At 39.0% G+C, this 23,889-nt stretch carries 22 protein-coding genes and 1 other annotated feature; of the genes, 3 read left to right on the plus strand and 19 right to left on the minus strand.

The features are described 5' to 3' along the window. Position 1: 1 nt before the first annotated feature. The 3 genes from aspS to AC4G3O_RS05535 form a co-directional block, all read right to left on the minus strand. Complete coding sequence (aspS, locus tag AC4G3O_RS05525; protein ID WP_139892609.1) at positions 2 to 1,786, minus strand: aspartate--tRNA ligase; 1,785 nt, start codon at positions 1,784 to 1,786, stop codon at positions 2 to 4. 14 nt (positions 1,787 to 1,800) lie between these two features. Then, the gene (gene hisS, locus AC4G3O_RS05530) at positions 1,801 to 3,075 is read right to left on the minus strand and encodes a histidine--tRNA ligase (RefSeq protein WP_066105436.1); all 1,275 of its coding nucleotides are present in this window, start codon (positions 3,073 to 3,075) and stop codon (positions 1,801 to 1,803) included. Positions 3,076 to 3,174: 99 nt separating this feature from the next. Beyond that, positions 3,175 to 3,408, minus strand: a binding site (T-box leader). Positions 3,409 to 3,461: 53 nt separating this feature from the next. Further along, positions 3,462 to 3,638, minus strand: coding sequence for a hypothetical protein (locus tag AC4G3O_RS05535; RefSeq protein WP_175354278.1), 177 nt, complete (start codon positions 3,636 to 3,638; stop codon positions 3,462 to 3,464). 139 nt (positions 3,639 to 3,777) lie between these two features. Here AC4G3O_RS05535 and AC4G3O_RS05540 point away from each other — a divergent pair, with 139 nt between their 5' ends. Continuing rightward, the gene (locus AC4G3O_RS05540) at positions 3,778 to 5,043 is read left to right on the plus strand and encodes an N-acetylmuramoyl-L-alanine amidase family protein (RefSeq protein WP_491135908.1); all 1,266 of its coding nucleotides are present in this window, start codon (positions 3,778 to 3,780) and stop codon (positions 5,041 to 5,043) included. Between the two features lie 402 nt (positions 5,044 to 5,445). Here the strand turns inward: AC4G3O_RS05540 and dtd are convergent, their stop codons facing one another. From dtd to AC4G3O_RS05575, 7 genes are all read right to left on the minus strand, one after another. After that, the gene (dtd, locus tag AC4G3O_RS05545) at positions 5,446 to 5,889 is read right to left on the minus strand and encodes a D-aminoacyl-tRNA deacylase (protein ID WP_066105443.1); all 444 of its coding nucleotides are present in this window, start codon (positions 5,887 to 5,889) and stop codon (positions 5,446 to 5,448) included. A gap of 10 nt (positions 5,890 to 5,899) precedes the next feature. After that, positions 5,900 to 8,095 carry a RelA/SpoT family protein gene (locus tag AC4G3O_RS05550; RefSeq protein ID WP_066105445.1) on the minus strand — a complete coding sequence of 732 codons (2,196 nt, stop codon included), beginning with the start codon at positions 8,093 to 8,095 and terminating at the stop codon, positions 5,900 to 5,902. Positions 8,096 to 8,310: 215 nt separating this feature from the next. Further along, positions 8,311 to 8,823 (minus strand): adenine phosphoribosyltransferase, encoded by a 513-nt coding sequence (locus tag AC4G3O_RS05555; RefSeq protein WP_066105448.1) that lies wholly within the window; start codon positions 8,821 to 8,823, stop codon positions 8,311 to 8,313. Continuing rightward, on the minus strand, positions 8,814 to 11,183 hold the full coding sequence (gene recJ / locus AC4G3O_RS05560) for a single-stranded-DNA-specific exonuclease RecJ (protein ID WP_490551091.1): 2,370 nt from the start codon (positions 11,181 to 11,183) through the stop codon (positions 8,814 to 8,816). The genes AC4G3O_RS05555 and recJ overlap by 10 nt, the downstream gene beginning before the upstream one ends. Before the next feature lie 67 nt (positions 11,184 to 11,250). After that, a complete protein-coding gene (locus tag AC4G3O_RS05565) occupies positions 11,251 to 11,541 on the minus strand; it encodes a LapA family protein (RefSeq protein WP_066105454.1) in 291 nt (96 codons plus the stop codon). A gap of 262 nt (positions 11,542 to 11,803) precedes the next feature. Next, a complete protein-coding gene (secDF, locus tag AC4G3O_RS05570; protein WP_066105457.1) occupies positions 11,804 to 14,071 on the minus strand; it encodes a protein translocase subunit SecDF in 2,268 nt (755 codons plus the stop codon). Positions 14,072 to 14,307: 236 nt separating this feature from the next. Further along, a complete protein-coding gene (locus AC4G3O_RS05575) occupies positions 14,308 to 14,616 on the minus strand; it encodes a post-transcriptional regulator (protein ID WP_139063839.1) in 309 nt (102 codons plus the stop codon). 131 nt (positions 14,617 to 14,747) lie between these two features. On the opposite strand from AC4G3O_RS05575, the gene spoVB reads away from it, so the two are divergent. After that, positions 14,748 to 16,313, plus strand: coding sequence for a stage V sporulation protein B (gene spoVB, locus AC4G3O_RS05580; protein ID WP_066105462.1), 1,566 nt, complete (start codon positions 14,748 to 14,750; stop codon positions 16,311 to 16,313). Positions 16,314 to 16,320: 7 nt separating this feature from the next. Here spoVB and AC4G3O_RS05585 read toward each other — a convergent pair whose 3' ends face one another. Next, entirely contained in the window at positions 16,321 to 16,971 is a 651-nt protein-coding gene (locus AC4G3O_RS05585; RefSeq protein ID WP_066105465.1) for a DUF421 domain-containing protein, read from the minus strand. Between the two features lie 148 nt (positions 16,972 to 17,119). Between AC4G3O_RS05585 and AC4G3O_RS05590 the strand changes: the two genes are divergently transcribed. Next, the gene (locus tag AC4G3O_RS05590) at positions 17,120 to 17,512 is read left to right on the plus strand and encodes a TIGR04086 family membrane protein (RefSeq protein WP_306821561.1); all 393 of its coding nucleotides are present in this window, start codon (positions 17,120 to 17,122) and stop codon (positions 17,510 to 17,512) included. A 33-nt stretch (positions 17,513 to 17,545) separates the two neighbouring features. Here the strand turns inward: AC4G3O_RS05590 and yajC are convergent, their stop codons facing one another. The 8 genes from yajC to AC4G3O_RS05630 all read right to left on the minus strand — a co-directional run bounded on the left by yajC (position 17,546) and on the right by AC4G3O_RS05630 (position 23,675). Beyond that, positions 17,546 to 17,836 carry a preprotein translocase subunit YajC gene (gene yajC / locus AC4G3O_RS05595; protein WP_066105468.1) on the minus strand — a complete coding sequence of 97 codons (291 nt, stop codon included), beginning with the start codon at positions 17,834 to 17,836 and terminating at the stop codon, positions 17,546 to 17,548. A 37-nt stretch (positions 17,837 to 17,873) separates the two neighbouring features. Further along, the gene (gene tgt, locus AC4G3O_RS05600) at positions 17,874 to 19,013 is read right to left on the minus strand and encodes a tRNA guanosine(34) transglycosylase Tgt (RefSeq protein WP_139892612.1); all 1,140 of its coding nucleotides are present in this window, start codon (positions 19,011 to 19,013) and stop codon (positions 17,874 to 17,876) included. Positions 19,014 to 19,036: 23 nt separating this feature from the next. Then, a complete protein-coding gene (gene queA, locus AC4G3O_RS05605; protein ID WP_066105476.1) occupies positions 19,037 to 20,065 on the minus strand; it encodes a tRNA preQ1(34) S-adenosylmethionine ribosyltransferase-isomerase QueA in 1,029 nt (342 codons plus the stop codon). A gap of 88 nt (positions 20,066 to 20,153) precedes the next feature. Next, positions 20,154 to 20,360, minus strand: coding sequence for a DUF2905 domain-containing protein (locus AC4G3O_RS05610; protein ID WP_066105478.1), 207 nt, complete (start codon positions 20,358 to 20,360; stop codon positions 20,154 to 20,156). Further along, positions 20,357 to 21,343 carry a Holliday junction branch migration DNA helicase RuvB gene (gene ruvB / locus AC4G3O_RS05615; RefSeq protein WP_373925499.1) on the minus strand — a complete coding sequence of 329 codons (987 nt, stop codon included), beginning with the start codon at positions 21,341 to 21,343 and terminating at the stop codon, positions 20,357 to 20,359. The genes AC4G3O_RS05610 and ruvB overlap by 4 nt, the downstream gene beginning before the upstream one ends. 27 nt (positions 21,344 to 21,370) lie before the next feature. Next, a complete protein-coding gene (gene ruvA / locus AC4G3O_RS05620; RefSeq protein ID WP_066105483.1) occupies positions 21,371 to 21,982 on the minus strand; it encodes a Holliday junction branch migration protein RuvA in 612 nt (203 codons plus the stop codon). Positions 21,983 to 22,130: 148 nt separating this feature from the next. Further along, positions 22,131 to 22,679 (minus strand): intercompartmental signaling factor BofC, encoded by a 549-nt coding sequence (locus AC4G3O_RS05625; RefSeq protein ID WP_066105486.1) that lies wholly within the window; start codon positions 22,677 to 22,679, stop codon positions 22,131 to 22,133. Positions 22,680 to 22,976: 297 nt separating this feature from the next. Then, positions 22,977 to 23,675: a metallophosphoesterase family protein gene (locus AC4G3O_RS05630; RefSeq protein ID WP_491135909.1), complete on the minus strand. Its 699-nt coding sequence runs from the start codon at positions 23,673 to 23,675 to the stop codon at positions 22,977 to 22,979. Positions 23,676 to 23,889: the final 214 nt, after the last annotated feature.

The raw sequence follows: 23,889 nt of genomic DNA on the forward strand, positions 1-23,889 counted from the left end.
GTTACTTTTTCAAGCCCGATTCCATTTTTGAGACCTTTAGACTAAGCTCTTTAAGCTGGCTTTCAGATACTTCACTCGGTGCATCTGTCAACAGGCAGCTCGCGCTTGCAGTCTTAGGAAATGCAATCGTATCACGTAAGTTTGAACGGCCGGAAAGTAACATGACTAAACGATCCAATCCCAAGGCAATTCCACCATGTGGTGGAGTACCATATTCAAAGGCTTCCATTAAGAAACCAAATTGCTCGTTAGCCTCTTCTGGTGTGAATCCGAGGACCTCAAACATTTTTTCCTGAATAGCACGTTCAAAGATACGTAAGCTTCCTCCACCCAATTCATAACCATTTAACACAAGGTCGTAAGCAATTGCTTTTACTTCACCAGGGTTTTCATCAAGCAAAGAAATTTGTTCTCTAACAGGCATTGTGAATGGGTGATGAGCTGCATAATATCTTCCATCTTCTTCTTTATATTCAAGAAGCGGCCAGTCAGTTACCCATAAGAAATTAAATTTACTTTCATCAATTAGGTTTAATTCTTTTCCTAATTTATTTCGTAAATTACCCAATGCGTCTGCGACTACGGATTTCTTATCAGCAACAAAGAGCAGCAAGTCTCCAGCTTCAGCACCAGTAACCTCGATTAAACCTTTTCCGTCTTCATCCTGGAAGAATTTTGCGATTGGTCCTTTTAGACCTTCTTCCTCCATCTTCATCCATGCAAGCCCTTTTGCACCGTAGCGGGCAGCAAATTCACCCAATGCATCAATATCTTTTCTGGAGTAATTAGAAGCAGCACCTTTTACATTCAATGCCTTAACCTGTCCGCCGGATTCCACTGCACCTGTGAAGACTTTAAAGCCTGAATCTTTAACGATATTGCTAACGTCAATTAATTCCATCGCAAAACGAGTATCAGGTTTATCAATACCATATCGGCTCATCGCTTCATCATACGTCATTCTCGGTAGTGGTAAAGAAAGCTCGATTCCTTTGACTTCCTTCATCACTTTAGCCATCATGCGTTCAGTCAAATCCTGAATATCCTCTTGGCTCATAAAGCTAGTTTCAATATCGATTTGTGTAAACTCAGGCTGACGGTCTGCACGTAAGTCCTCATCACGGAAACAACGTGCCACTTGATAATAGCGTTCAATTCCAGAAACCATCAATAATTGCTTGAAGATTTGAGGCGATTGCGGCAATGCATAAAATTCACCTTCATGCACACGGCTTGGTACTAAGTAATCACGCGCGCCTTCTGGAGTGCTCTTAGTTAAAATAGGTGTTTCAATATCAAGGAAGCCTTCTCCATCTAAGAAGTCACGGATTGCTTTAGTCGCTTTATGTCTCATTTTAAACGTTTCGAACATAACCGGACGACGAAGATCTAAATATCGGTAAGATAAACGAAGGTCCTCAGATACTTCTTCGTTATCTGTAATCGCAAATGGAGGTGTTTTGGATTCATTGATAATGATTACCTCTTCTGCCTGAACTTCAATACTACCTGTTTTAAGGTTTTTGTTTATCGTTCCCTCTTCACGCGCTACCACTTTTCCCCGTACGCTTAATACATATTCACTTCTGATTTTTTCAGCTAGACCTAGGGCTTCAGGTGATAAATCTGGGTTAAATACAACTTGGACAATGCCTGTACGGTCTCTTAAATCGATAAAAATTAACCCGCCAAGGTCACGTCTTTTTTGGACCCACCCTTTGACAGTGATTTCTTCTCCGATTGCTGTTACCGGTACTTCTCCGCAAAAATATGTTCTTCCGTACACTGTAATTCCTCCTATTATCTTCCCAGTTTAGTTTTTAATTCTGTTACTAACTCAGCGAGCCCCACTTGCTGTTGCTCACCGGTTTGCATATCTTTTAAAGAAATTTTATTTTCTTTCAGCTCATCTTCTCCAAGTACAGCCACGAATTTGGCATTTACACGATCCGCCGCCTTAAATTGGCCTTTTGCTTTGCGATCGGAATAATCCTTTTCAGCTGAAATTCCGTTGCTGCGCAACTCATCTACCAGTTTCACAGAGTAATCCTTTGCTTCGTCGCCAAGTGAAACAATAAAACAATCTACACTTTTTTCAATCGGAAGCTCAATATTTTCGACTTCAAGTGCAGATAGCAATCTTTCAATACTTAAAGCAAATCCAATCCCAGGGGTTTCAGGACCGCCCACCTCTTGAACAAGTCCGTTATAACGGCCGCCTCCACAAAGAGTAGTAATTGCCCCAAATCCTTCAGAATCGAGCATGATTTCAAAAGCTGTATGATTGTAATAATCAAGTCCGCGAACCAAGCCTGGATCCACAACATAAGCAATTCCGATCGCATCCAAGTACGCTTTTACTTTGTTAAAATACTCGGTAGACTCTTCATTTAAGTAATCGATAATGGACGGTGCGCCAGACATTAATTCATGATTACGGTCCTCTTTGCAATCTAGTATTCGTAATGGGTTACGTTCTAAGCGATTTTTACAATTTGGACAGAATTCCTCAATCCGGGGCTTAAAGTGCGCAATCAAAGCTTCTCTGTGTTTTGCACGGCTTTCCTTGTCTCCAAGACTGTTGATCACTAGCTTCAGATTCTTTAACCCTAACTTTTTATATATATTCATGGCTAATGAAATTACTTCTGCATCAATTGCCGGATCGGAACTCCCTAAAGCTTCCACACCAAACTGTACAAATTGTCTGAAACGCCCTGCCTGTGGACGCTCGTATCGGAACATAGGCCCAATATAGAACAACTTAACAGGTTGAATAGCATTCCCATACATTTTATTTCCCACAAAGGAACGAACTACCGCTGCCGTACCTTCCGGACGCAAAGTTAAACTGCGGTTTCCCTTATCCGTAAATGTATACATTTCTTTTTGTACAATGTCTGTTGTATCTCCCACACCTTTTTCAAATAACTCGGTACTTTCAAAAATTGGTGTACGTATTTCTTGATACTGATACACTGAGCAAATTTCTTTTGCTACGTTTTCGATATACTGCCACTTTTCTGATTGACCAGGAAGGATATCCTGGGTTCCCCTTGGTATTTGAACGGCCATATCAAAATTCCTCCTTAAAATGCAATCTATAACCATTTCCAATTGGCATGGCTTGGTAATTTTAGGTAAAATAAAAACAACTCCCAGTCCCATGCATATGCAAGGGACGGGAGTTGTTACCCGCGGTGCCACCCTAGTTGGAGCATAAAAAGCTCCCACTTTTACAGTTAACGCCTGTTTAACGTTCATCCCCTACTAGAAACTAACGTTTTTTCAGGGCGAAACCTACGGTGTGTTCGTTCATATGGGCACATGCAGAAGTGTTTGCAGCCTAAGACACTTCTTCTCTGATCATGTGTGATCTATATTACTCTTCACCATCATTGGAATATAATATGTATTTTTATTTAATTAATATTACGAAGTAACTTCCTAGTTGTCAACCCTTAAGAACGTCCAAGTTTCTTTTTTAGTTGTTTCACATCTCTGACGGACAGGCCAAATTCCGAAGCAAGCTCCACCATGGAATTATTCTGTTCTTTAACCAAAAAATCATGAAAATCCACTCCGAATATTTGTTTACCGGCATTTTGTGTGATTAATCCCTTTTCACTGTATCTCATATCATGAACACCCCTTATTTATTTAAACTACAGATTGTCTTAATCAGTATTCCCGACTGTGTAAAGTATCTTTCATAAAAAATATTTTTTCTTTAACAAACGCCTGGCCCTGATTTTTAAAGAAGGAGCGATTATTATCTTGCTAAAAAAAATTTTGGTTTTTCTATGTGTAACCCTACTGCTTGCGCCGATGAAAAATTCTATACCAACCGCACATGCAACGATCGATAAAATTGTGGTTAATGAGCCATCTATTTATGTCCGGGAGGAGGCAAATATAAAGGCATCCATCATCGATGAAATCCAGGCGGGGAGTGTTTATGATGTCCTGGAAATAGATGAAGATTGGATTAAAATAAAGCTCAGTGACAAAAAAACAGGATGGGTAGCCAGCTGGCTCGTTACAGGCTATAAAGAAGCGGATCTTACCTCCGATTCCGGTATTGTTACTGCAGACGGTCTACGTGTTCGAAAAGGCCCAGGCACAGAGTTTAAGGTACTCGGCAATCTTCCTATCGGAACAGTAATTCACATAATAGAGAAACAAGATAGCTGGATTTCTTTCACCTATGAGGACCATATAGGCTGGATCCACAGCAACTACATACATCAACATCAATTACAAAAATCCTTAAAGAAAATCCGTATAACAGCTTCCGTACTAAATGTACAAGCATCAGATAAGCCAGATGCTTCAATCATTGGAACAATAAAAAAAGATGAGGAATATACCGTTCTCAAAAAAATTAGAAACATGCTTAAAATTGAACTTCCATCTAAAAAAGAAGGATGGATCCCAAGTTGGTATACAAAATCAGAGAGTGAACGGAATTCAAGTCTTCAAAGGAATGAGTCATTAATGGGGAAAACGATTATCCTTGATGCCGGACATGGAGGCACTGACGGCGGAGCATCCGGACCAGCTGGCACTTTAGAAAAAAGTCTAACGCTTCAGACCGTTAAACTGGCATACGAGAAGTTACGAACAGCCGGAGCGAACGTGGTCATGACTCGTTCCAGCGATCGGTATGTAGCGTTACATGCAAGGGCCAATCTTGCAAATATGAATAGAGCCGATGCCTTTATCAGTTTCCATTATGATAGTAATCAGAATGGAGATAAAAGTGGTATTAAAACATATTATTATCATTCCTATCAAAAGCAACTAGCCTTAACTATTCAAAAATATTTATTGCAAAACGAGACACCGTTAAATGACCAGGGAGTAAAGCAGGACAACCTGCACGTTTTACGAGAAAATCTTCGACCGGCTGTTTTATTGGAATTAGGCTATATAAATAATCCTGCTGAGGAAGCTCTTATCCAAACAGAATACTATCAGGAGACCATCACAGATGGTCTTGCAAATGGATTAGCTGCCTACTTTTCTGATTTAGAAATTTAGCGTCCCGAAAAGCTATGATTTATGAAACACGTTGTAAAGATCAACAGATTTATTCTTAATAACTTGGATCCTCCCTTTATGCTTTTAATTGATAGCATAAAGGGAGTTTTTATGGATAATTCTTTGGGTGGAGAATGTAAATTACTTAGAGGTATTGGCTGGTTGAATTATTGGTGTGTTTGGCTGGATTATTGGTAGAATCGGCTGGATTATCGCTCAGTTCGGCCTGTTTTTCTCTGTATCGGCTAAATCGCTCAGTTTAGCTGATTTCAATCCTGAAATATAAATTCAGCTAGATCACTAATTATTGATTTACAAAAAAAAAACACCTCCATATGTCTGAAATAACTCAGATATATGGAGGTGTACGGTTTTAAAGAAAGCTACTGCGCTGCTTAACTTTTAGTTTTTGCTTTCGAGAATAAGCGTCACAGGTCCGTCGTTAATGAGCTCGACATCCATCATCGCCCCGAATCTGCCTGTTTCCACTTTCAACCCTTTTTCTCTCAGCATTTCATTAAACATATCATACAATTTTTCAGCTTCATCGGGCTTGGCTGCTGCCATAAAGTTTGGGCGCCTTCCCTTGCGGCAATCACCATATAAGGTAAATTGGGAAATCGATAAAATTTCACCGCCCACATCAAGCAAGGAATGGTTCATCTTCATATTCTCGTCTTCAAATATGCGCAGATGAACGATTTTATCAGCAAGGTAACGGCAATCCTCTTCCGTATCCTCATGAGTAATTCCAACTAATAACACAAACCCGGAGGTAATGGCGCCGATTGTTTCACCATCGACACGCACTGATGCTGCCTTTGAACGTTGCAATACCACTTTCATTTTTTTACCCCTAACTCATAATTCTTCTGACAGAATAAATATCGGAAATTTGCTTAATCCGTTCAACTACTTTATGCAAATGACTTACATTATAAATTGATATAGACATGGTAATTGTCGCACTTTTGTTCCTGTCTGTACGACCTGATACAGCCGTGATATTGGTCTTCGTTTCACTAACAGCTTGAAGCACTTCATTTAACAAGCCGTTCCGGTCAAATCCATTTATTTCGATATCAACATTGTATTCTTTTCGAACGCTCTGACTGCTTTCCCATTCTACCGGGATAATCCGTTCTTTACTTTCTTCATCCAATACATTGACACAGTCTGCCCGATGGACCGAAACACCGCGTCCTTTTGTAATGTACCCAACTATTTCATCACCAGGAACAGGATTACAGCAGCGTGATAATCTGATTAACATATTGTCAATCCCTTTTACACGGACCCCGGAATCCTTCTTCTTCGTTTTCGGAATCATACGCAACTCAGAGACTGCATCAAGCAAGCTTACTTCCTGATCTTTTTCTCTCTTTTTACGAAGCTTATCTGTTAACCTTGTCGCAATTTGAGCAGCTGTTATTCCGTTGTAGCCCACTGCTGCATACATATCATCTTCATTGGCAAAATTGAATTTTTCAGCGACTTTCCTCAGGTTCTCAGTAGTACAAACTTCTTTCACATCATATTCCATTGCCTTGACTTCTTTATCAACTAATTCTTTGCCTTTTTCTATATTTTCTTCTCTGCGTTGCTTTTTAAAGAATTGTCGTATTTTATTTCGCGCTTGTGAAGTTTTTGCCAGCTTCAGCCAATCCTGACTTGGGCCATAGGAATGTTTAGATGTTAATATTTCAATAATATCGCCGGTTTTCAGCACATAATCAAGCGTAACCATTTTGCCGTTTACTTTAGCGCCAATCGTTTTATTGCCGATTTCTGAGTGGACGCGGTAGGCAAAATCAATCGGTACAGATCCTTTTGGCAGCTCATACACATCACCTTTTGGTGAAAAAACAAATACCATATCCGCAAATAAATCCAGTTTGAGAGATTCCATAAATTCCTCTGCATTGGTAGAGGCATCCTGGAATTCAACAATCTCTCTGAACCAATCCAGCTTTTTATCCATTCGTTGTGTCGATGTTAGATCTTTGCCTTCTTTATAAGCCCAGTGTGCCGCAATCCCGAATTCAGCTGTTCGGTGCATTTCTGTCGTACGAATCTGTACTTCCAAAGGTTCACCCTTTGGACCAATAATGGTCGTATGAAGAGATTGATACATATTTGCTTTCGGCATAGCTATATAATCCTTGAAACGACCAGGCATTGGCTTCCAGCATGTATGAATGATACCAAGAACTGCATAGCAATCTTTAATACTATTTACAATAATACGGACTGCCGTTAAATCATAAATCTCTTCAAACTGTTTATTTTGAAGAGCCATTTTCCGATAGATACTGTATATATGCTTTGGTCGTCCAAATATATCAGCCTGAATAGAAACTTCCTTCAGCTTTTCCTTCATTCGGTCGGTGACATCTGATAGATACTCTTCTCGCTCCGCCCTCTTCTTTTTCATCAAATTTACAATTCGATAATATTGCTGAGGATTTAAATAGCGGAGAGCTGTATCTTCAAGTTCCCATTTAATCGTTGAAATACCGAGTCTATGCGCAAGCGGTGCAAATATTTCGAGCGTTTCATTCGCAATCCTACGCTGTTTTTCAACAGGTAAATGCTTCAGAGTACGCATATTATGCAGCCTGTCAGCTAATTTAATCATGATTACACGAATATCCTTAGCCATTGCGATAAACATTTTACGGTGATTCTCAGCTTGCTGCTCTTCCTTTGACTTATATTTAATTTTTCCCAGCTTTGTTACACCGTCAACCAAAAGGGCTACTTCTTCGTTAAAGGTTTCCTTAATGTCTTCCAGTGTTACGGAAGTATCTTCTACAACGTCATGCAAAAATCCGCCCGCTACTGTAAATGTATCCATCTCTAAGCCCGCCAGGATGGCAGCAACTTGAATTGGATGGATAATATACGGCTCACCGGATTTACGATATTGCTCCTTGTGAGCTTCTTTGGCGAATTCATACGCTTTTTCTAAGAATGCCACATCTTTATCATTCATATAGTTTCTTGCTTTATCAAAGACCTGCTCAGCGGTATAAATTTGCTCATTTGCCATGAAATCACCTTTTACTCCGTATTTCCACGTTTTTTGCTTATCGTTATCTATGTTAAACCATATAGGTTAATCGTTAAAAAGAGGATTGTTTCTATTATCATCAAAAAAAGTTTTCTTGTAAAGTAACGAACAAGATTTAATCTGTTGTTTCGCTATTATTCGCAATTTGATAATATAAAAAGCGCTCTAATAATTAGAACGCCATTACTATATGCTTAATATTCCATTAATGTGAGTATATCATAGCCGGCAAGTTTTTTCCTGCCCTCAAGGTACGTTAACTCAACTAAAAAAGCTAATCCTGCTACAACTCCGCCAAGCTCTTCAACCAATTTAATAGTCGCTTCCATTGTTCCGCCTGTAGCCAATAGGTCATCAGTAATCAATACTCTCTGACCTGGTTTGATTGCATCTTTATGAATGGTTAACACATCTTTACCGTATTCCAAACCGTATTCAACTTTAAAGGTTTCTCTAGGCAGCTTGCCTTCTTTACGCACTGGCGCAAAGCCAACTTCCATTGCATAAGCTACAGGGCAGCCGATAATGAATCCACGTGCTTCCGGTCCTACAATAATATCAATTTCTTTCTCTTTAGCAAACTTTACAATTTGATCTGTTGCATATTTATATGCCTTCCCGTTATCCATAAGTGGGGTAATATCTTTAAATTTAATCCCTGGCTTAGGCCAATCTTCTACGATCGCTATATATTGTTTTAAATCCATTGCTCAGTTTCCTCCTTGTTTTCCATGTGGGATCGAATCAACTTGCCAAGGTATTCATAAAGCTGATTGAATGAAGCGTATAGAAGCTCTTGTTCCAACGCCATTCTTGCTTGTCTTTCTTGATAGGTTTTAGATTCTTGGAGATCCCGTTTCATACTGGTCCTTACCAAATCAATGAGTCCGTTATTTATTGTAACAAACTCGAGCTCAAAAAACACCTTTGTCATAAAATCAATATTTTCTTTTGACCAGCCTTTATGAATATTCAGCATGGAACGCAGTTCTTTATATGAAATAGGTCCTTTTTTTGCCAACAAGGCATAATACCATTTAAATTGGTCTCTTGTTGGAAACGCTGAGAAATAATCATTTTGAGTGGTACGAAAGTAAACATACACTCTTTTAGGCAATTTTCCAATAAAAAGTGCTTCAAATATATCTTTTTGTGAAGGTAAATCTGCTAAAACTACATGATAGCCGTCTAAAGTTTCCTGTTGAGCTGCTTCTAAAGAGGTAATATGGATAATTTGATCATTCTCTTTAGTAAATTCCGTCAGCCACACCCTACTCTCTTCCTGAAATAAGATGATTTTGCGTGGAGACGGCACTGTCTGAACATGTATTTTCCCCTTATCGCTGCGACAATCAAATAACTGCCACCCTGGTACAGAAAGATCCTGTAAAAACAATTGGGGCTTTTTTATATTATTCCATTCATTTATCGCCAATTCCCCAATTACAGATACCTTGGCCTGCGGAGATAAATGATCAAGGAACTCTCCTAATCCAAACCCAATGCTATCTAACCCAGCGTCATTTTGTTCGAGCTGAAGTTTAAGATGAGTTTTATCTGCCCCAATTTTCCTGGAAGTTGTTATTGAGGCATCCTCAATCAAAATCCTCGGTTTTGGGTTTTGCATCCCGTACGGTGCAAGCTGGGACATTTGCTGAATAAGCGTTAATGAAATTTCATCAATCGCAACTAAGCTATCTATCTCAGTAACAGGCTGGAAATCTTCTTCTGTTAGAATTTCATTAGCCTGATTGATCAATCGTTGTCTCAATTCCTCAACATCTTCTATTTTCAATGTCATACCAGCAGCCATAGGATGGCCCCCAAAATGAGGCAGCAGTTCTCTGTTTAAAGATAAGTTTTGAAAAAGATCAAATCCTGGAATACTGCGTGCAGATCCCTTTGCTGTTCCTTTCTCACGATCAATACTTAATACGATCGTCGGACGATAATACTTTTCTACAAGCTTACTGGCTACAATCCCTACTACACCAGTATTCCATCCTTCACGGGCAATAATTAGGACCGGATTGGTTTCAGGTGGATAGTTATTCTCCACTTCCTCAATCGCTTCCTGGGTCATTTCTTTTACGATTGATTGCCGCTCTTTATTCAATAAATCTATTTCGTCGGCTATCGAATCAGCTTCTTCCTGACTTTCTGTAAGTAAAAGCTCTACAGCTGGATCTGCCGATTCCAATCTTCCTACAGCATTTATTCTCGGTGCCAATCCAAATCCAATGGAATCCTCATTTAAGGAATCGCGCTGAATACCTGCTTTTTGACAAAGGGCAAGGATTCCCGGTCTCGTTGATTTCTTTAATGCCTGAATCCCTTTAATCGTAATTAATCTATTTTCATCATGAAGAGGAACCAAGTCAGCTACTGTTCCAATTGCAGCAATGCCAATCAACTCATCAGGCAACTCACCAAGTAAAGCATGGGCCAATTTCATTGCCACACCTGCACCTGCCAACTCTGAAAACGGATAAGTTTCACCCGGCTTTTTGGGATGAAGGATAGCTAATGCCTGCGGTAACTCAGGACCCGGTTCATGATGGTCCGTCACAATATAATCCATTCCCAATTCTTTCGCCACTTGAGCCTCATGAATGGCCGAAATGCCACAGTCTACTGTGATAAGTAACGTAGTTCCCTGTTCTTTTATGAATCGAAAAGCCTCTTCATTTGGGCCATAGCCTTCTGTAAAGCGATTTGGAATATACCATGACACATGTTCTGCTCCCATTATTTTAAGCGTGAGCATTAAGATGGTCGTACTGCTGACCCCATCGGCATCATAGTCTCCGAATATAGTAATCTTTTCGTTGTTTTTTACAGCTTTCACAATCCGTCTCACAGCTTCTTCCATACCTGATAGTAAAAACGGATCATAGAAATCCTGCTGGGCTGCATACAAAAAAGACCGCGCTTCTTCTACGGTCTTTATTCCTCTGTTGACCAATAATGTAGCCACAATACGAGGCTGTTCAAGTTCTTGCATGAATAGATTTATAATGGTTTCATCAGCTTTTTTTAAAAGCCAACGTGTTTTTGATTGTAACATATTGTCACCCCTGACCTATCTATTATAAAAAATATCTATCAAAGGTTCAATGAGTGATTCTAAATATTTATGATTTTGGGTGAGTGTTAAGATCATTGTCAGCCAATTCATTATAAGCGATCCGTTCATTTGTTAGTTCTTTTATCTGCTTAGTCAGAGAGATAATACGGACTGCCATTACAGAACCAACAATGATTCCACCCATGGCAACAGATCCTAAAATAACCAAAATCAAGGGCCAATGAGCCGTTCCAAATACATAATTAACATCCACCTTATCCACATTAACAACAGCAAAAATAGCAACGATAAGAGCAAATACTATCCCAAGAATCACGTACCACTGAAGTTTTTTCATATTCCTACTCCTTTATAAAGTATTATGAAAAATTTTAATAAATCATGTATATAGTCTTAATCCCCTTATCTTACAAAGAAAAAACGTACTCCATGTTTGTTAGTCTATTGTTTACCTTTACTAGATCTTGCATACACAGCAAAAAAAGCACACAAAATAATCAGTTATAACACATAAAGTCTTTTTGTGAACTGGTGTAAGCTACCATAAAAACAGCCCGCTTCTCAAGAAAAAGAACCGGGCTGTTTTGTATGAAACATCATTAAACTTGTGGTTGATCGTTGTTTACGCGCTTTTCTTTATATGTTTTGATAACACCTTTCTTCTTCAGCTCTTTGCCTTTTAGGATTCCATAAATAGGGGCTGCAAGCAGAATAGAAGAATACATACCAGTTACCAAACCGATTAATAGAGCAAGGTTAAAATTAAAGATTGATTCGCTTCCAAGGAACATCATCGCCAACACAGTAACTAACACAGTTAGAACAGTATTGATAGACCTGACCATTGTTTGGCGAACACTGATATTGATAATCTCATTAATTTCTTCCTGAGTCTTAATGCGTTTTTTCATTTGCATATTCTCACGAATACGGTCAAACGTAACGATTGTATCATTGATCGAATACCCAATGATGGTTAATACAGCGGCTATAAAGGTTAAATCCACTTCGATTCTAAAAATACTAAATATGGTTATTATCATAAACGCATCGTGCAGGAGCGCCAATATAGAAGGTAGAGCCATTCTCCACTCAAAGCGTAGGGTCGCATAAATAACAATACCAATTGAAGCAATCGCTACCGCAATCAGCGCATTTTTGGCTAACTCCTTACCTATTGTCGGGGATACCGTACTTATATTCGGATTATGCCCATACTTGGAATCAAAGTAATTGTTTAGCTCTGCAATTTCATCTTTTGAAAAGACATCTTTCGTCCGCACAACAGCCGACTTGTTACCCTCACCTGCCATAACGATATCTTGCGAATCAATTTCGTTTTCAGTAAGATCTTTTTGGATTTCATCTACTGATAGTTCTTTATCAGCATTGATTTGAATTCTAGACCCACTGGAAAAATCGATACCTGTATTTAAACCATTTACAAATAAGGATCCTACTCCAATTATGGTTAATATAATAGAAAAGATAAAGAATTTCTTTGCAGGCTTAATGAAATCCCATTTATCAAACTTCGTAGGTAAATATTTATCCTTTTTAAATTCGTTTAAATCATGAATGTCGCTTTTCTTAACCCCAAACCAGCCTGGGCGATTGTTAAGGAAGTTACTGTTCACCCATAAGGACATAATCAATCTTGTACCATACACAGCCGTTATAAAGCTGACTAATATACTGACAATCAAACTGGTCGCAAAGCCTTTGACTGAACTGGTTCCAAAATAAAACAGAACAGCTGCTGCAAGTAAAGTGGTAATATTGGCATCCATTATTGTAGACAAGGAGTGCTTATTCCCCTCTTTATAGGCTGCCTTAATGGAACGTCCTTTACGAATTTCGTCCCGGATCCGTTCATTTGTAATAATGTTCGCATCGACCGCCATCCCCACCCCAAGTATGAGGGCTGCTATACCTGGCAATGTAAGAACAGCATTCATCCAATCAAATACGAGAATGATTAAATAAATATAGGCAGACAATGAGACAACTGCAATCGCGCCTGGGAATCGGTAATAAGCAACCATAAAGATAAAGATAGCCAGGATCCCAACAATTCCAGCTAATAGCGTTTTATTTAATGCTTCTTCACCGAATTTAGCACCTACAGATGTTGAATAGATCTCATTCAGTTTAACCGGCAGGGCACCTGCATTTAAAATTTCAGCGAGGTCTTTAGCCTCTTCTACAGTAAAGTCACCTGAAATAACGGCTGTATCTGAATTGATCACTTGATTCACGTTTGGTGCTGAAATAAATTTAGGATCTTCTTTTGTGATTTCTTCTTTATAGGAATCTTTTCCTTCTTCAAAATCCAGCCAAATAGCTAGTTGATTCTCTGGCGCCATGGCTAAAATATCCCTTGTAACTTGTCCAAATTTATCTGCATCTTTTAATTGGACCTGTACAATAGGTTGATTGGTTTGGCTATCAAAAGATTGGCTGGCTCCTCCTTCTTTTAAATCCCCGCCATCCATTCTTACTTTATCGTTCACATCACGGAAAGTTAGATTGGCTTGCGTTGATAGAAGTTCCCTTGCTTTCTCCTGATCATCTACGCCTGCTAGCTGTACACGGATCCGATTATTGCCTTCAACTTGAATGCTCGGTTCACTGACACCGAGAACATTAATTCTTCGGTCCAATGCGCTGGCAGTAGCCGCCATTGCTTTTTCATCAATTTTTTGTCCATCTTTTGCTGGCTCCACTTTATAAAGAACTTCAAACCCGCCCTGTAAATCAAGGCCCAGCTTAATGTTTTGCATGATATTAGATGTTGTACCAACAAAGGTAACTCCTAATACGATTACAATAAGGAAGAAAGCCAGGATTCTACTTCTCTTAACCATTATGTAAATAGCCCCCTAATCATAATATCCCGATTGAAGCAGCATGGAAGGACGCTACTTTAATAAAACGTGATTATCCGATTTACTCGGTTCCTATGTTTTATTCCAGTTGTTTCAATCTTTTAAAATTTGATTTTACCGTTCTTATTATGAAAGATAGAATACAAAGTGTCAATTTGATTTCATATGAATTGGAAATTAATGCATGGATATATACCGCTTATATTTCTATAAAATCATGAAAATAAATCTTTGAATTCTTCAAGCCCTGAAGCCATATTTTTCTTCATAGCCTCACCTTCTTTTAATGCCTCTATTGTCGCATAATTCATATAATGTGCCACTTTGACACTCATAATATCTTGAAAAATTTCATATGCCCTTATTTCAGGATTAGGTTTCTTCCATTTTTTATTCGTTAAATACATCCATATATCGTTTCCCTGAACCTCCGGATAACCTAACAATTGAAATTCTTCTTGTTTACTTTTTAAAGCTGGTAACATTTCTGAACGAAATTTCTCATACGGATGCTGTCTGTCCAATTTAATCGTCCTCCAACCCTCATTTTTCATAGATATTCACTTTTTCTGTGAAGCTTGTCATGGTTAGTCCATTTGCATGCATATAGATAATTGTATATGATTGCTGCTTGTTTGAGAAGGAGGGGAATTGAATGTCCAAGTTTATAAGGGGAACTGTTATCTTATTGATTGCAGGATTCATTACGAAGATCTTAGGATTTATTAATCGAATTGTGATTGCCCGCTTTATCGGTGAAGAGGGCGTCGGTCTATATATGATGGCATTGCCATCATTATATCTAGTGATTGCAATCGTTCAGCTTGGAATGCCCATTGCAATCTCAAAATTTGTGGCAGAGGCAGCAGCAAAAGGGGATCATCATAAAACAAAGAAAATACTGGTTGTGTCCTTATGTGTGACCGGAAGTCTTTCTCTAATTTTCACCCCATTACTATTTATGTTTGCTCCATACTTATCAACTCATGTATTCACAGACTCCAGAACTTTACTGCCTTTATTGGCGATTGCACCAATTGTACCAATAACTGCTGTTTCAGCTGTCTTGCGCGGATACTTTCAAGGGAAACAAAATATGAAGCCCTATGCGATTTCAAATATTATTGAACAAATTGTACGTATTTCAATGATAGCCGCATTGACGAAAGCCTTTTTGCCCTATGGAATTGAATATGCAGCTGCCGGTGCCATGGTAGCCTCAGTCATTGGAGAAATTGCCTCTTTGCTATATTTAATGTTGATGTTTAAATTTAAAAAGAGTTTCAGAATGAGAAAACAATTTTTCAACTATGTTTCATCTGGTAAAGATACATTAAAGGAGCTTTTATCCATTGCCATTCCTACTACAGGAAGCAGGATGATCGGATCTATTACTTGGTTTTTTGAACCGATTGTTGTGGCAAGGAGTCTTTTGGCAGCAGGGGTTGCGACTGGCGTCGCTACTGCACAATATGGTGAACTGGCAGGGTATGCCGTACCATTACTTATGCTTCCTTCCTTTATCACCCATTCACTGGGTACATCATTAGTCCCTGCTGTCAGTGAAGCCTATTATAAAGGAAATATCAAACAAGTGATTCACCGGCTGCAGCAGTCGCTCCGATTTGCTTTTTTAAGTGGCTCCCTAGCCGTGGTCACTCTATATGTACTTGCTGAACCAGTCATGCAGGTCATGTATCATAATGACCATGCCAGCATATATGTACGATTTATGGCACCCTTTTTTCTGCTCTTCTTTTTTCAAGGTCCTCTTCAGGCTACGTTGCAGGCTCTTAATATGGCCAGAGCGGCTATGTTTAACAGTCTAATTGGATCAATAACAAAAATCATCTTAATCCTCACACTCGTAACACAGCCGAATATCGGGATTATGGGAGCTGCTATTGCCATCTGTGTATCTACTGTGCTTGTTACTCTTTTACATTTCGCTACTGTTATGAAGAAAATCCACTTAACCATTTACTTGCATGAATACATCATGGCTCTTGTCGTCATGTCCATCTCCGGATTAATCGGACACATGCTCTATGAACAATGGTTAATCGGAATCCCTATGATTCAGCGTTTGATTATTTCGATAGCCGTTATCGTAATTGTTTTCGCAATCGGTTGTTTATTGACAGGCTTAATACGAAAAAAGGAAATCAGGAGAGTTCCTATTATTGGCCCTCTATTATCCAAGATTGCATTATTTCCATAACAATGAACTACTCACTGTTATTAATATATAGGTCGTCATCTTCTAAACTGCAAAACAGAATTTGTTTTACGTCTGTATAACCTTTTTTAGCTAATTCCTGAATTAGCCAGCTCTCTGATTTTCCAATCTCTCTAAGATTTTGCTTTTGTATCACTCCATCTTGAATGAGAGCAAAGATTGGACCTGGCTGTTTATTTTTTTTAATTGATTTTTTCTTGTAAATCGATAATTTCCCGGAAGGCTCAAAAATGGCAAATTCAACATCACTCATTTTTTCTACTTCTTCATCGCGTAACTGTATAAGCAAATCATCAAAATTATAACGCAGCATTCTCATTGCATTTTTGTCAATTTTTCCATTATGTATAATAATAGATGGCTTTCCATCAATCAGTTTGCGGATGAATGGCACTTTAAGTGATATAAAGGCAAGTATAATTTGAATAATGGATATGACTGCTATCGGCAAAATCGCTTTCCACATACTATCATCAGGATTTTCAATAGCTATAACAGCTATATCCGCCATCATCATAAAAACGACTAAATCTAGAAGACTTAGCTCTCCTATTTCCCGTTTCCCCATGATCCGAAAAACCAACAAAATAATAACATATAAAAGGCTAGTACGCCCTATAATTTCCAAATATTCAAGCAACCTATATTCCCCCCAATCAAATACATCTGTTAGTTTGCTGTTAAATAGAAAAAAATAGTCATTTGATTGACTGGTTGTACAAAAATACATTCTAAATAAAAATAAACAGAATAAATTATTTATAGAGATCCAATAGAAGATAAGGAGGTTGACCATAATCGAAACAAAAAACATAGGTTCTGCCATTTTGTACGGAGTTGTAACCATCTTTATTATGGCTGCTTTGTTCAGCTTATTATTTTCTTTGCTACTTAGATTCACCAGCATTTCTGAATCTTCTCTAACGTATATCATCATGGCTCTCTCTTTTTTAACTTTGTTTATTGGGGGATTTATATCCGGTGGAAAGGGGAAAAAACAAGGATGGCTGCTCGGAGGCAGTACAGGCCTAATCTATACTTTAATTGTTTTCCTCTATCAATATCTGGGGCTTGAGACCGTATTTACATCCACGCAGCTAATCTATAATGGCTGTTTTATTATCACGGCTATGATGGGTGGAGTACTGGGGGTAAATATGAACGGCGGATCACGAAACTAAAAAAACCTAGCCATTCGGCTAGGTTTTTTCATATTAATCTTCTTTCGTTGTTGTTACTGGACTTTCTTTTTTCTCAACTACTTGAGAAACAGATCTTCTATCAAATGTTAGACGAGAACCGTCTGGACTCTTGATAATTACTGTACCTTCATTAATAGAATCAACAGTTCCGTGAAGACCGCCGATCGTCACGACTTTATCTCCTCTTTGTAAGGCAGCTTGCATTTGTTCAGTTGCTTTTTGTCTCTTTTGCTGAGGACGGATTAAGATAAAGTAGAAAAACACCAACAGCAAAATCGGTAGCAAAAATTGGGATAATACCATATTATTTTCACTCCTTTCATTACATTAGTAAGAATGGTTAGAAGTTTTTTGCATTTGGTTTATTGAACCCATAATTCTCAAAAAATTCTTCCCTAAAGTCTCCAAGCCGGTCTTCCCTGATGGCTTGTCGAACTTGCTCCATTAAGTTTAGCAGAAAATATAGATTATGATAAGAGGTTAAGCGAATTCCGAATGTTTCGTCACATCTAATAAGGTGGCGAATATACGCTCTTGAATATGTTTTACAAACATGACAGTCACAATTCGGATCCAATGGACCAAAATCCATAGAATATTTGGCATTCTTAACGACTAGTCTTCCTTCAGAAGTCATCAGTGTACCGTTACGGGCAATTCTCGTTGGCAATACGCAGTCAAACATATCAACTCCACGGATTGCTCCATCAATTAGGGAGTCCGGAGAACCAACACCCATTAAATAACGTGGTTTATTGGACGGCAATAACGGAGTAGTGAATTCAAGAGCACGATTCATGACATCCTTCGGCTCCCCTACACTTAATCCGCCAATAGCATATCCCGGAAAATCCAAAGATACTAAATCGCTGGCACTTTGGCGGCGAAGATCTTCATATTCTCCACCCTGTACGATTCCAAATAGCCCTTGATCATTTGGTCTTTCATGCGCATTCAGACAGCGCTCTGCCCATCTGGATGTTCTCTCAACGGATTTTTTCATATATTCATGTGTTGCTGGATATGGAGGGCATTCATCAAATGCCATCATAATGTCAGATCCTAAAATATTTTGGATTTCCATAGCCTTTTCAGGAGATAAAAATAATTTATCACCGTTTAAATGGTTACGGAAATGCACGCCCTCTTCTTCAATTTTTCTGAATTGACTCAGACTGAAAACCTGGAAACCGCCGGAATCAGTTAAAATTGCACGATCCCAGTTCATAAATTTGTGTAACCCACCTGCAGCCTTAATGACCTCTGTACCTGGTCGCAGCCACAAATGATACGTATTGCCTAATATAATATTGGCACCCATTTGTTTCAATTCTTCTGGTGACATCGTTTTAACTGTAGCCAAAGTTCCTACAGGCATAAACGCGGGTGTTTCAAAAGTTCCATGAGGTGTATGAACCCGTCCCAGTCGGGCTCCTGTCTGTTTACATGTTTTAATTAATTCATAACGGATTGCTGTCAATCGTGATACTCCTCTCAAAAATCTTACTTAATAAACATTGCGTCGCCAAAGCTGAAAAATCTATATTTTTCACGAACGGCAGTATTATATGCATTTAATACATGTTCACGCCCAGCAAGAGCGCTAATCAACATAATCAACGTGGACTTAGGAAGATGGAAATTCGTAATCATTCCATCAATAGCTTTAAATTCAAATCCAGGATAGATAAAAATATTAGTCCATCCACTTGCCTCAGCAAAGCTTCCATTGTGATCGCGGGCAATCGTTTCAAGAGTACGTGTGGAGGTAGTTCCCACCGAGAATATATTACCACCCTCTGCTCTAACCCGATTTAATAGCTGAGCTGTTTCAGCATTCATTTGATAAAACTCAGAATGCATATCATGCCCTTCAATTGTATCGGATGAGACAGGTCGGAAGGTTCCAAGTCCAACATGAAGCGTGATAAAAGCTAAATGTACACCCATTTCTTTAATCTCTGCAAGCAGTTCTTCCGTAAAATGCAGTCCGGCTGTAGGGGCAGCTGCTGAACCTTCTTCCCGTGCATATACAGTTTGATAGCGGTCTTTGTCCGATAACCGCTCTTTAATATACGGAGGCAAAGGCATTTCGCCAAGTTCCTCTAATACTTCATAAAAGATTCCGTCATATTTAAATTCAAATTCCCTGCCGCCATGCTCCATCTCTTTTACACAAACAGCTGTAAGCTGGCCGTCACCAAACACAACCTCTGTTCCAACGCGAATACGTTTCGCTGGTTTGGCAAGCGTTTCCCATACGTCCCCTTTAATTTGCTTCAAAAGAAGAAGCTCTATATGAGCACCTGTATCCTTCTTCTCGCCGTGCAACCTGGCCGGCAATACCTTTGTATCGTTTAGAACGAGGCAATCTCCAGGTTTCAAGAATTCTTTAATATGCTTAAATTGCGTATGATTCACATCACCTGTCTCTTTATCAAGGACCATCAATCTGCTTTCTTCGCGTTTTTCAAGCGGAGTTTGCGCAATTAATTCCTCAGGCAGATGAAAATCAAATAAATCTACTTTCATGGTGACACTTCCATTTCTTTAACTAGTAATCATGCAGCACACTCAAATGGCGGAATTTACATCTCTATCTATGACGACAACATTTAATTCATTTAAAACGGCTGATGATATAAAAAAATACTGATAATAAGATACTGACAATAATAGACGTCATAATAGGAAAATAAAATGTAGTATTTCCTTTTTTTAATAAAATATCACCCGGAAGCCGTCCAATTTTAATGAATTGCATTAAAAAACCAACCACAAAAATGGCCACACCTATCATCATAATCGTTTTTGGTAAATGATTCATGAATTTGGCACTTCCAAATTGAAATGGCGATACACATGTTCAGTCACAATCCGGCCGCGAGGGGTACGCTGCATAAATCCAATCTGCATCAAATAGGGCTCATACACATCCTCTATCGTTCCGGATTCTTCCCCAATTGTAGCTGCAATCGTATCCAGCCCTACAGGTCCGCCTTTAAACTTCTCTATAATTCCAAGCAATAACTTTCTATCAATCTGGTCAAGTCCAACCTTATCAACCTGCATTAATTCCAAAGCATAATCAGCTAAACCAAACTGAATATCTCCGTCGCCACGTACCTGTGCAAAGTCACGCACTCTTCTAAGCAATCTATTTGCAATCCTTGGCGTGCCCCTGGACCTGCGGGCAATTTCGCTCGCCGCTGATTCCTCAATAGCCGTATCCAGTACCTGGGCTGTACGTGTCACAATTTCCCGCAGCTGTGACTCAGTATAATACTCCAACCTGGATATGACACCGAAACGGTCACGTAATGGTGCTGATAAAGCACCTGCTCTTGTTGTGGCTCCCACAAGGGTGAAAGGAGGCAAATCCAATCGAACAGAACGCGCTCCCGGTCCTTTACCGATTACGATATCGAGGCAAAAATCCTCCATCGCTGGATACAATACCTCCTCAACAGATTTTGGCAGTCGATGGATTTCATCAATAAATAAAACCTCACCAGGCTGAAGAGAACTTAAGATAGCAGCTAAATCGCCAGGGCGTTCAATAGCAGGTCCAGATGTAGTCCGAATTTCCACTCCCATTTCATTCGCAATGATTGTGGCCAATGTCGTTTTACCAAGTCCCGGTGGGCCATACAGCAGCACATGGTCAAGCGCCTCTTCTCTCATTTTGGCTGCTTCAATAAATACACGTAAATTCTCTTTTACTTTATCCTGCCCAATATATTGTTCAAGTGAATGGGGTCTCAGACTATATTCAAACGTCTCATCCTGATTTTGTGCATGCAGGTCCATGATTCGCTCTTCCAAGTTGTCCACCTCCTATTTCAACATAAGCTGTAATGCACCTTTTATATATTCTTCCGTTGTTTTCTCCTCTTTTTCAAGCTTCGGCACCAATTTCTTAACTTCTTTCTCGGAGTAACCAAGTGCCTGCAAAGCAAGCAATGCTTCTTCCAATGCAATATTCTTGGTGGAGTAGCTCAATTCTTTTCCATCTGCTGTTTGGAATAAATCAGGGAATGCATCTGGAGAAACATCTTCAAGCTTCCCTTTTAGGTCAAGGATCATTTGTCTTGCGGTTTTCTTTCCAATGCCCGGAAATTTAACAAGAAACTTCTCATCCTCAGATTCAATGGCTTCCACAACCTGATCGACTCTTCCACTCGCGAGTACAGCAAGCGCACCTTTTGGCCCGATACCTGTGACATTTAATAATTTTATAAACAGTTTCTTTTCTTCTCTTGAACTAAAACCGTACAGTGCCTGTAAGTCTTCACGTACATAGTGATGTACGTATATTTTCTTTTCCTCGTTCGTTCCGGAAAATACAAATGGATTTGGCGCATGAATTAAATAACCAATCCCGTTATTCTCGACTACTATATATTCAGGACAGACATAGTCTATCCGACCTTTTATAAAATCGTACAACGTTTACCTCTCCTCTAATTCGACTGTAAACCATTGTACCATACTACATTTAACCATTATACACTACCAGCACAAATGTTTGATTTTTTGATTTTTAAGAAAACAGCCAAAAGAGCTGTCGCAGGCAAACGATCAGCTCTTTTATAAATTATTGAAGCGTTTTAGACGTCGGTGTTGAATAAGATTTATAAACTTCCAAGAACTTAAGATATCTTTCTTTATTTACGATTCTAACACCATTCTGCAATTCAGATTTTTCAGTGGATTCCAGCTTCTTTAAATCAATTTGATAGAAAGATTGAATGATTTGATCCCTGGCAGGCTTGCCGTTAAAAATAGTAATCGTTCCATCAGATTTAATCCCAAAATACCCATTTCCCTTTAATAAGGGAGAAATATCATCAACATACGTTTGGAATACAAGCTGCTGATCGTTTTGGTCCACCAATAGCCACTTATCATATTTTCTCCAAAAATCATCCATGGAAATAATCGTTTCCTCGATTTTTTCTTCACTCATCTCTCCATCCAAATATACTCGCTGAAGAATGACTGTTCGCTGGATTGGAGCAATTCCAAGGACCGGACTATCCTGACCGGCATCGTTTCTAACCGCAACACCTACGTGATCATTCATACCTGGAATGACTATTAAACAAAACAAACAAGCCACCAGGAAAAAGTACCGTCCATTCATCTAACCCACCTCACTAAGATGTAAATCAACTCTCCACCAGTATCCCCAAAAAATTGAAATTAATACGAAAAGCTGAGGCGACTGTTCAGGAGCGACAAGCATAAGTAAGAGGCACGCAGGGGACGTCCCTTCCCCGAAGTGGTTATACTTATGACTCGAGGGCCTAGGAGCCGAAGCTGGATCTCACGAAAAGCTGAGACGACTGCACTAAGGACCAAGGACTAAGAACGCCACGTCCTGCAGCAAAATCTTTGTGACTATTGTTTTCTAGAGAGCGGTCCGCTCTTTGTTTATATGTTACCGAATGACATCTTCGTAAGTTACTTGACCTTCTTTTATTCTAATTACATAACCTCTTAACAAATCTATTTCATGAGAGCAAGCGCAATTAAATACATAGGTGTCACCTAATTTGTCCGCTCCAAAATCTTCATGAATATGACCACCTAAATAAATGAGGGGGTTCAGGTTCTCTATCTCCATGCGTAACGACTGGCTTCCCACTCGCTCCCCTCCTGTTATTCTGTCCTGTTTCTCGAATAGCGGAGTATGAGCCACGATAACCAACGGTTCTTTACTTTTTAGTTGTAAGGTGTTTATTTGCTTACGAAATGCTATTTTCAGTTGATCCTCAGAAAGCTCTCGATTTGTGAAAAAAGGTGTTTCCTTGATATATTCAAAGCCCGTAAAGTGAATACCCATATGCTCAACGACTTTACCGTGTAAATTTATGCCGCTCTTTATTTCCGAGTCTACCCAGTCATCGTTTCCTAACACATAATATATTGGAATATCCAAATGTTTAAAAAGACTCGAGATTTCTTGAGCAGATTCCTCCTGGATTGCTTTAAACATCTCAAAAGTGACACTAAATGGTTTTGGATATAAGTCACCCGGGAGAATTAACAGATCAACATCTTTTTCTCTTATGACTTCTATGATATGTTTATAGATGTTTCTGTTACCGTGTATATCAGCGACCGAAAGTATATTCATATTGATTCGTTCTCCTCTATCTATTCTAATCATTTGGTTTATTATACTAATTTCAGCTGATTACTGCGGTCTTTTCTGCTCATATTCATTAGTAAGTATCCTTAGCCTTCAGACAGATATCGCTTCTTTCCAAGCTCATGACAAAAAAGATGAACATCCACGACGCTCATCTTTCAATTATCTATTGGTTATTTCACTATTCCTTACATTTTTG

The organism is Bacillus sp. z14 (2026) (genome assembly GCF_058313575.1).

What these genes read in the sequence shown, in the direction of transcription:
- secDF (WP_066105457.1), bottom strand. Translation starts at nt 14,071, where the DNA reads ATGGTTAAGAGAAGTAGAATCCTGGCTTTCTTCCTTATTGTAATCGTA.
- AC4G3O_RS05555 (WP_066105448.1), bottom strand. Translation starts at nt 8,823, where the DNA reads ATGGATTTAAAACAATATATAGCGATCGTAGAAGATTGGCCTAAGCCA.
- recJ (WP_490551091.1), bottom strand. Translation starts at nt 11,183, where the DNA reads ATGTTACAATCAAAAACACGTTGGCTTTTAAAAAAAGCTGATGAAACC.
- yajC (WP_066105468.1), bottom strand. Translation starts at nt 17,836, where the DNA reads ATGGTATTATCCCAATTTTTGCTACCGATTTTGCTGTTGGTGTTTTTC.
- spoVB (WP_066105462.1), top strand. Translation starts at nt 14,748, where the DNA reads ATGTCCAAGTTTATAAGGGGAACTGTTATCTTATTGATTGCAGGATTC.
- AC4G3O_RS05550 (WP_066105445.1), bottom strand. Translation starts at nt 8,095, where the DNA reads ATGGCAAATGAGCAAATTTATACCGCTGAGCAGGTCTTTGATAAAGCA.
- ruvB (WP_373925499.1), bottom strand. Translation starts at nt 21,343, where the DNA reads ATGGACCTGCATGCACAAAATCAGGATGAGACGTTTGAATATAGTCTG.
- AC4G3O_RS05565 (WP_066105454.1), bottom strand. Translation starts at nt 11,541, where the DNA reads ATGAAAAAACTTCAGTGGTACGTGATTCTTGGGATAGTATTTGCTCTT.
- AC4G3O_RS05535 (WP_175354278.1), bottom strand. Translation starts at nt 3,638, where the DNA reads ATGAGATACAGTGAAAAGGGATTAATCACACAAAATGCCGGTAAACAA.
- hisS (WP_066105436.1), bottom strand. Translation starts at nt 3,075, where the DNA reads ATGGCCGTTCAAATACCAAGGGGAACCCAGGATATCCTTCCTGGTCAA.
- queA (WP_066105476.1), bottom strand. Translation starts at nt 20,065, where the DNA reads ATGAAAGTAGATTTATTTGATTTTCATCTGCCTGAGGAATTAATTGCG.
- dtd (WP_066105443.1), bottom strand. Translation starts at nt 5,889, where the DNA reads ATGAAAGTGGTATTGCAACGTTCAAAGGCAGCATCAGTGCGTGTCGAT.
- AC4G3O_RS05625 (WP_066105486.1), bottom strand. Translation starts at nt 22,679, where the DNA reads ATGAATGGACGGTACTTTTTCCTGGTGGCTTGTTTGTTTTGTTTAATA.
- AC4G3O_RS05610 (WP_066105478.1), bottom strand. Translation starts at nt 20,360, where the DNA reads ATGAATCATTTACCAAAAACGATTATGATGATAGGTGTGGCCATTTTT.
- AC4G3O_RS05630 (WP_491135909.1), bottom strand. Translation starts at nt 23,675, where the DNA reads ATGAATATACTTTCGGTCGCTGATATACACGGTAACAGAAACATCTAT.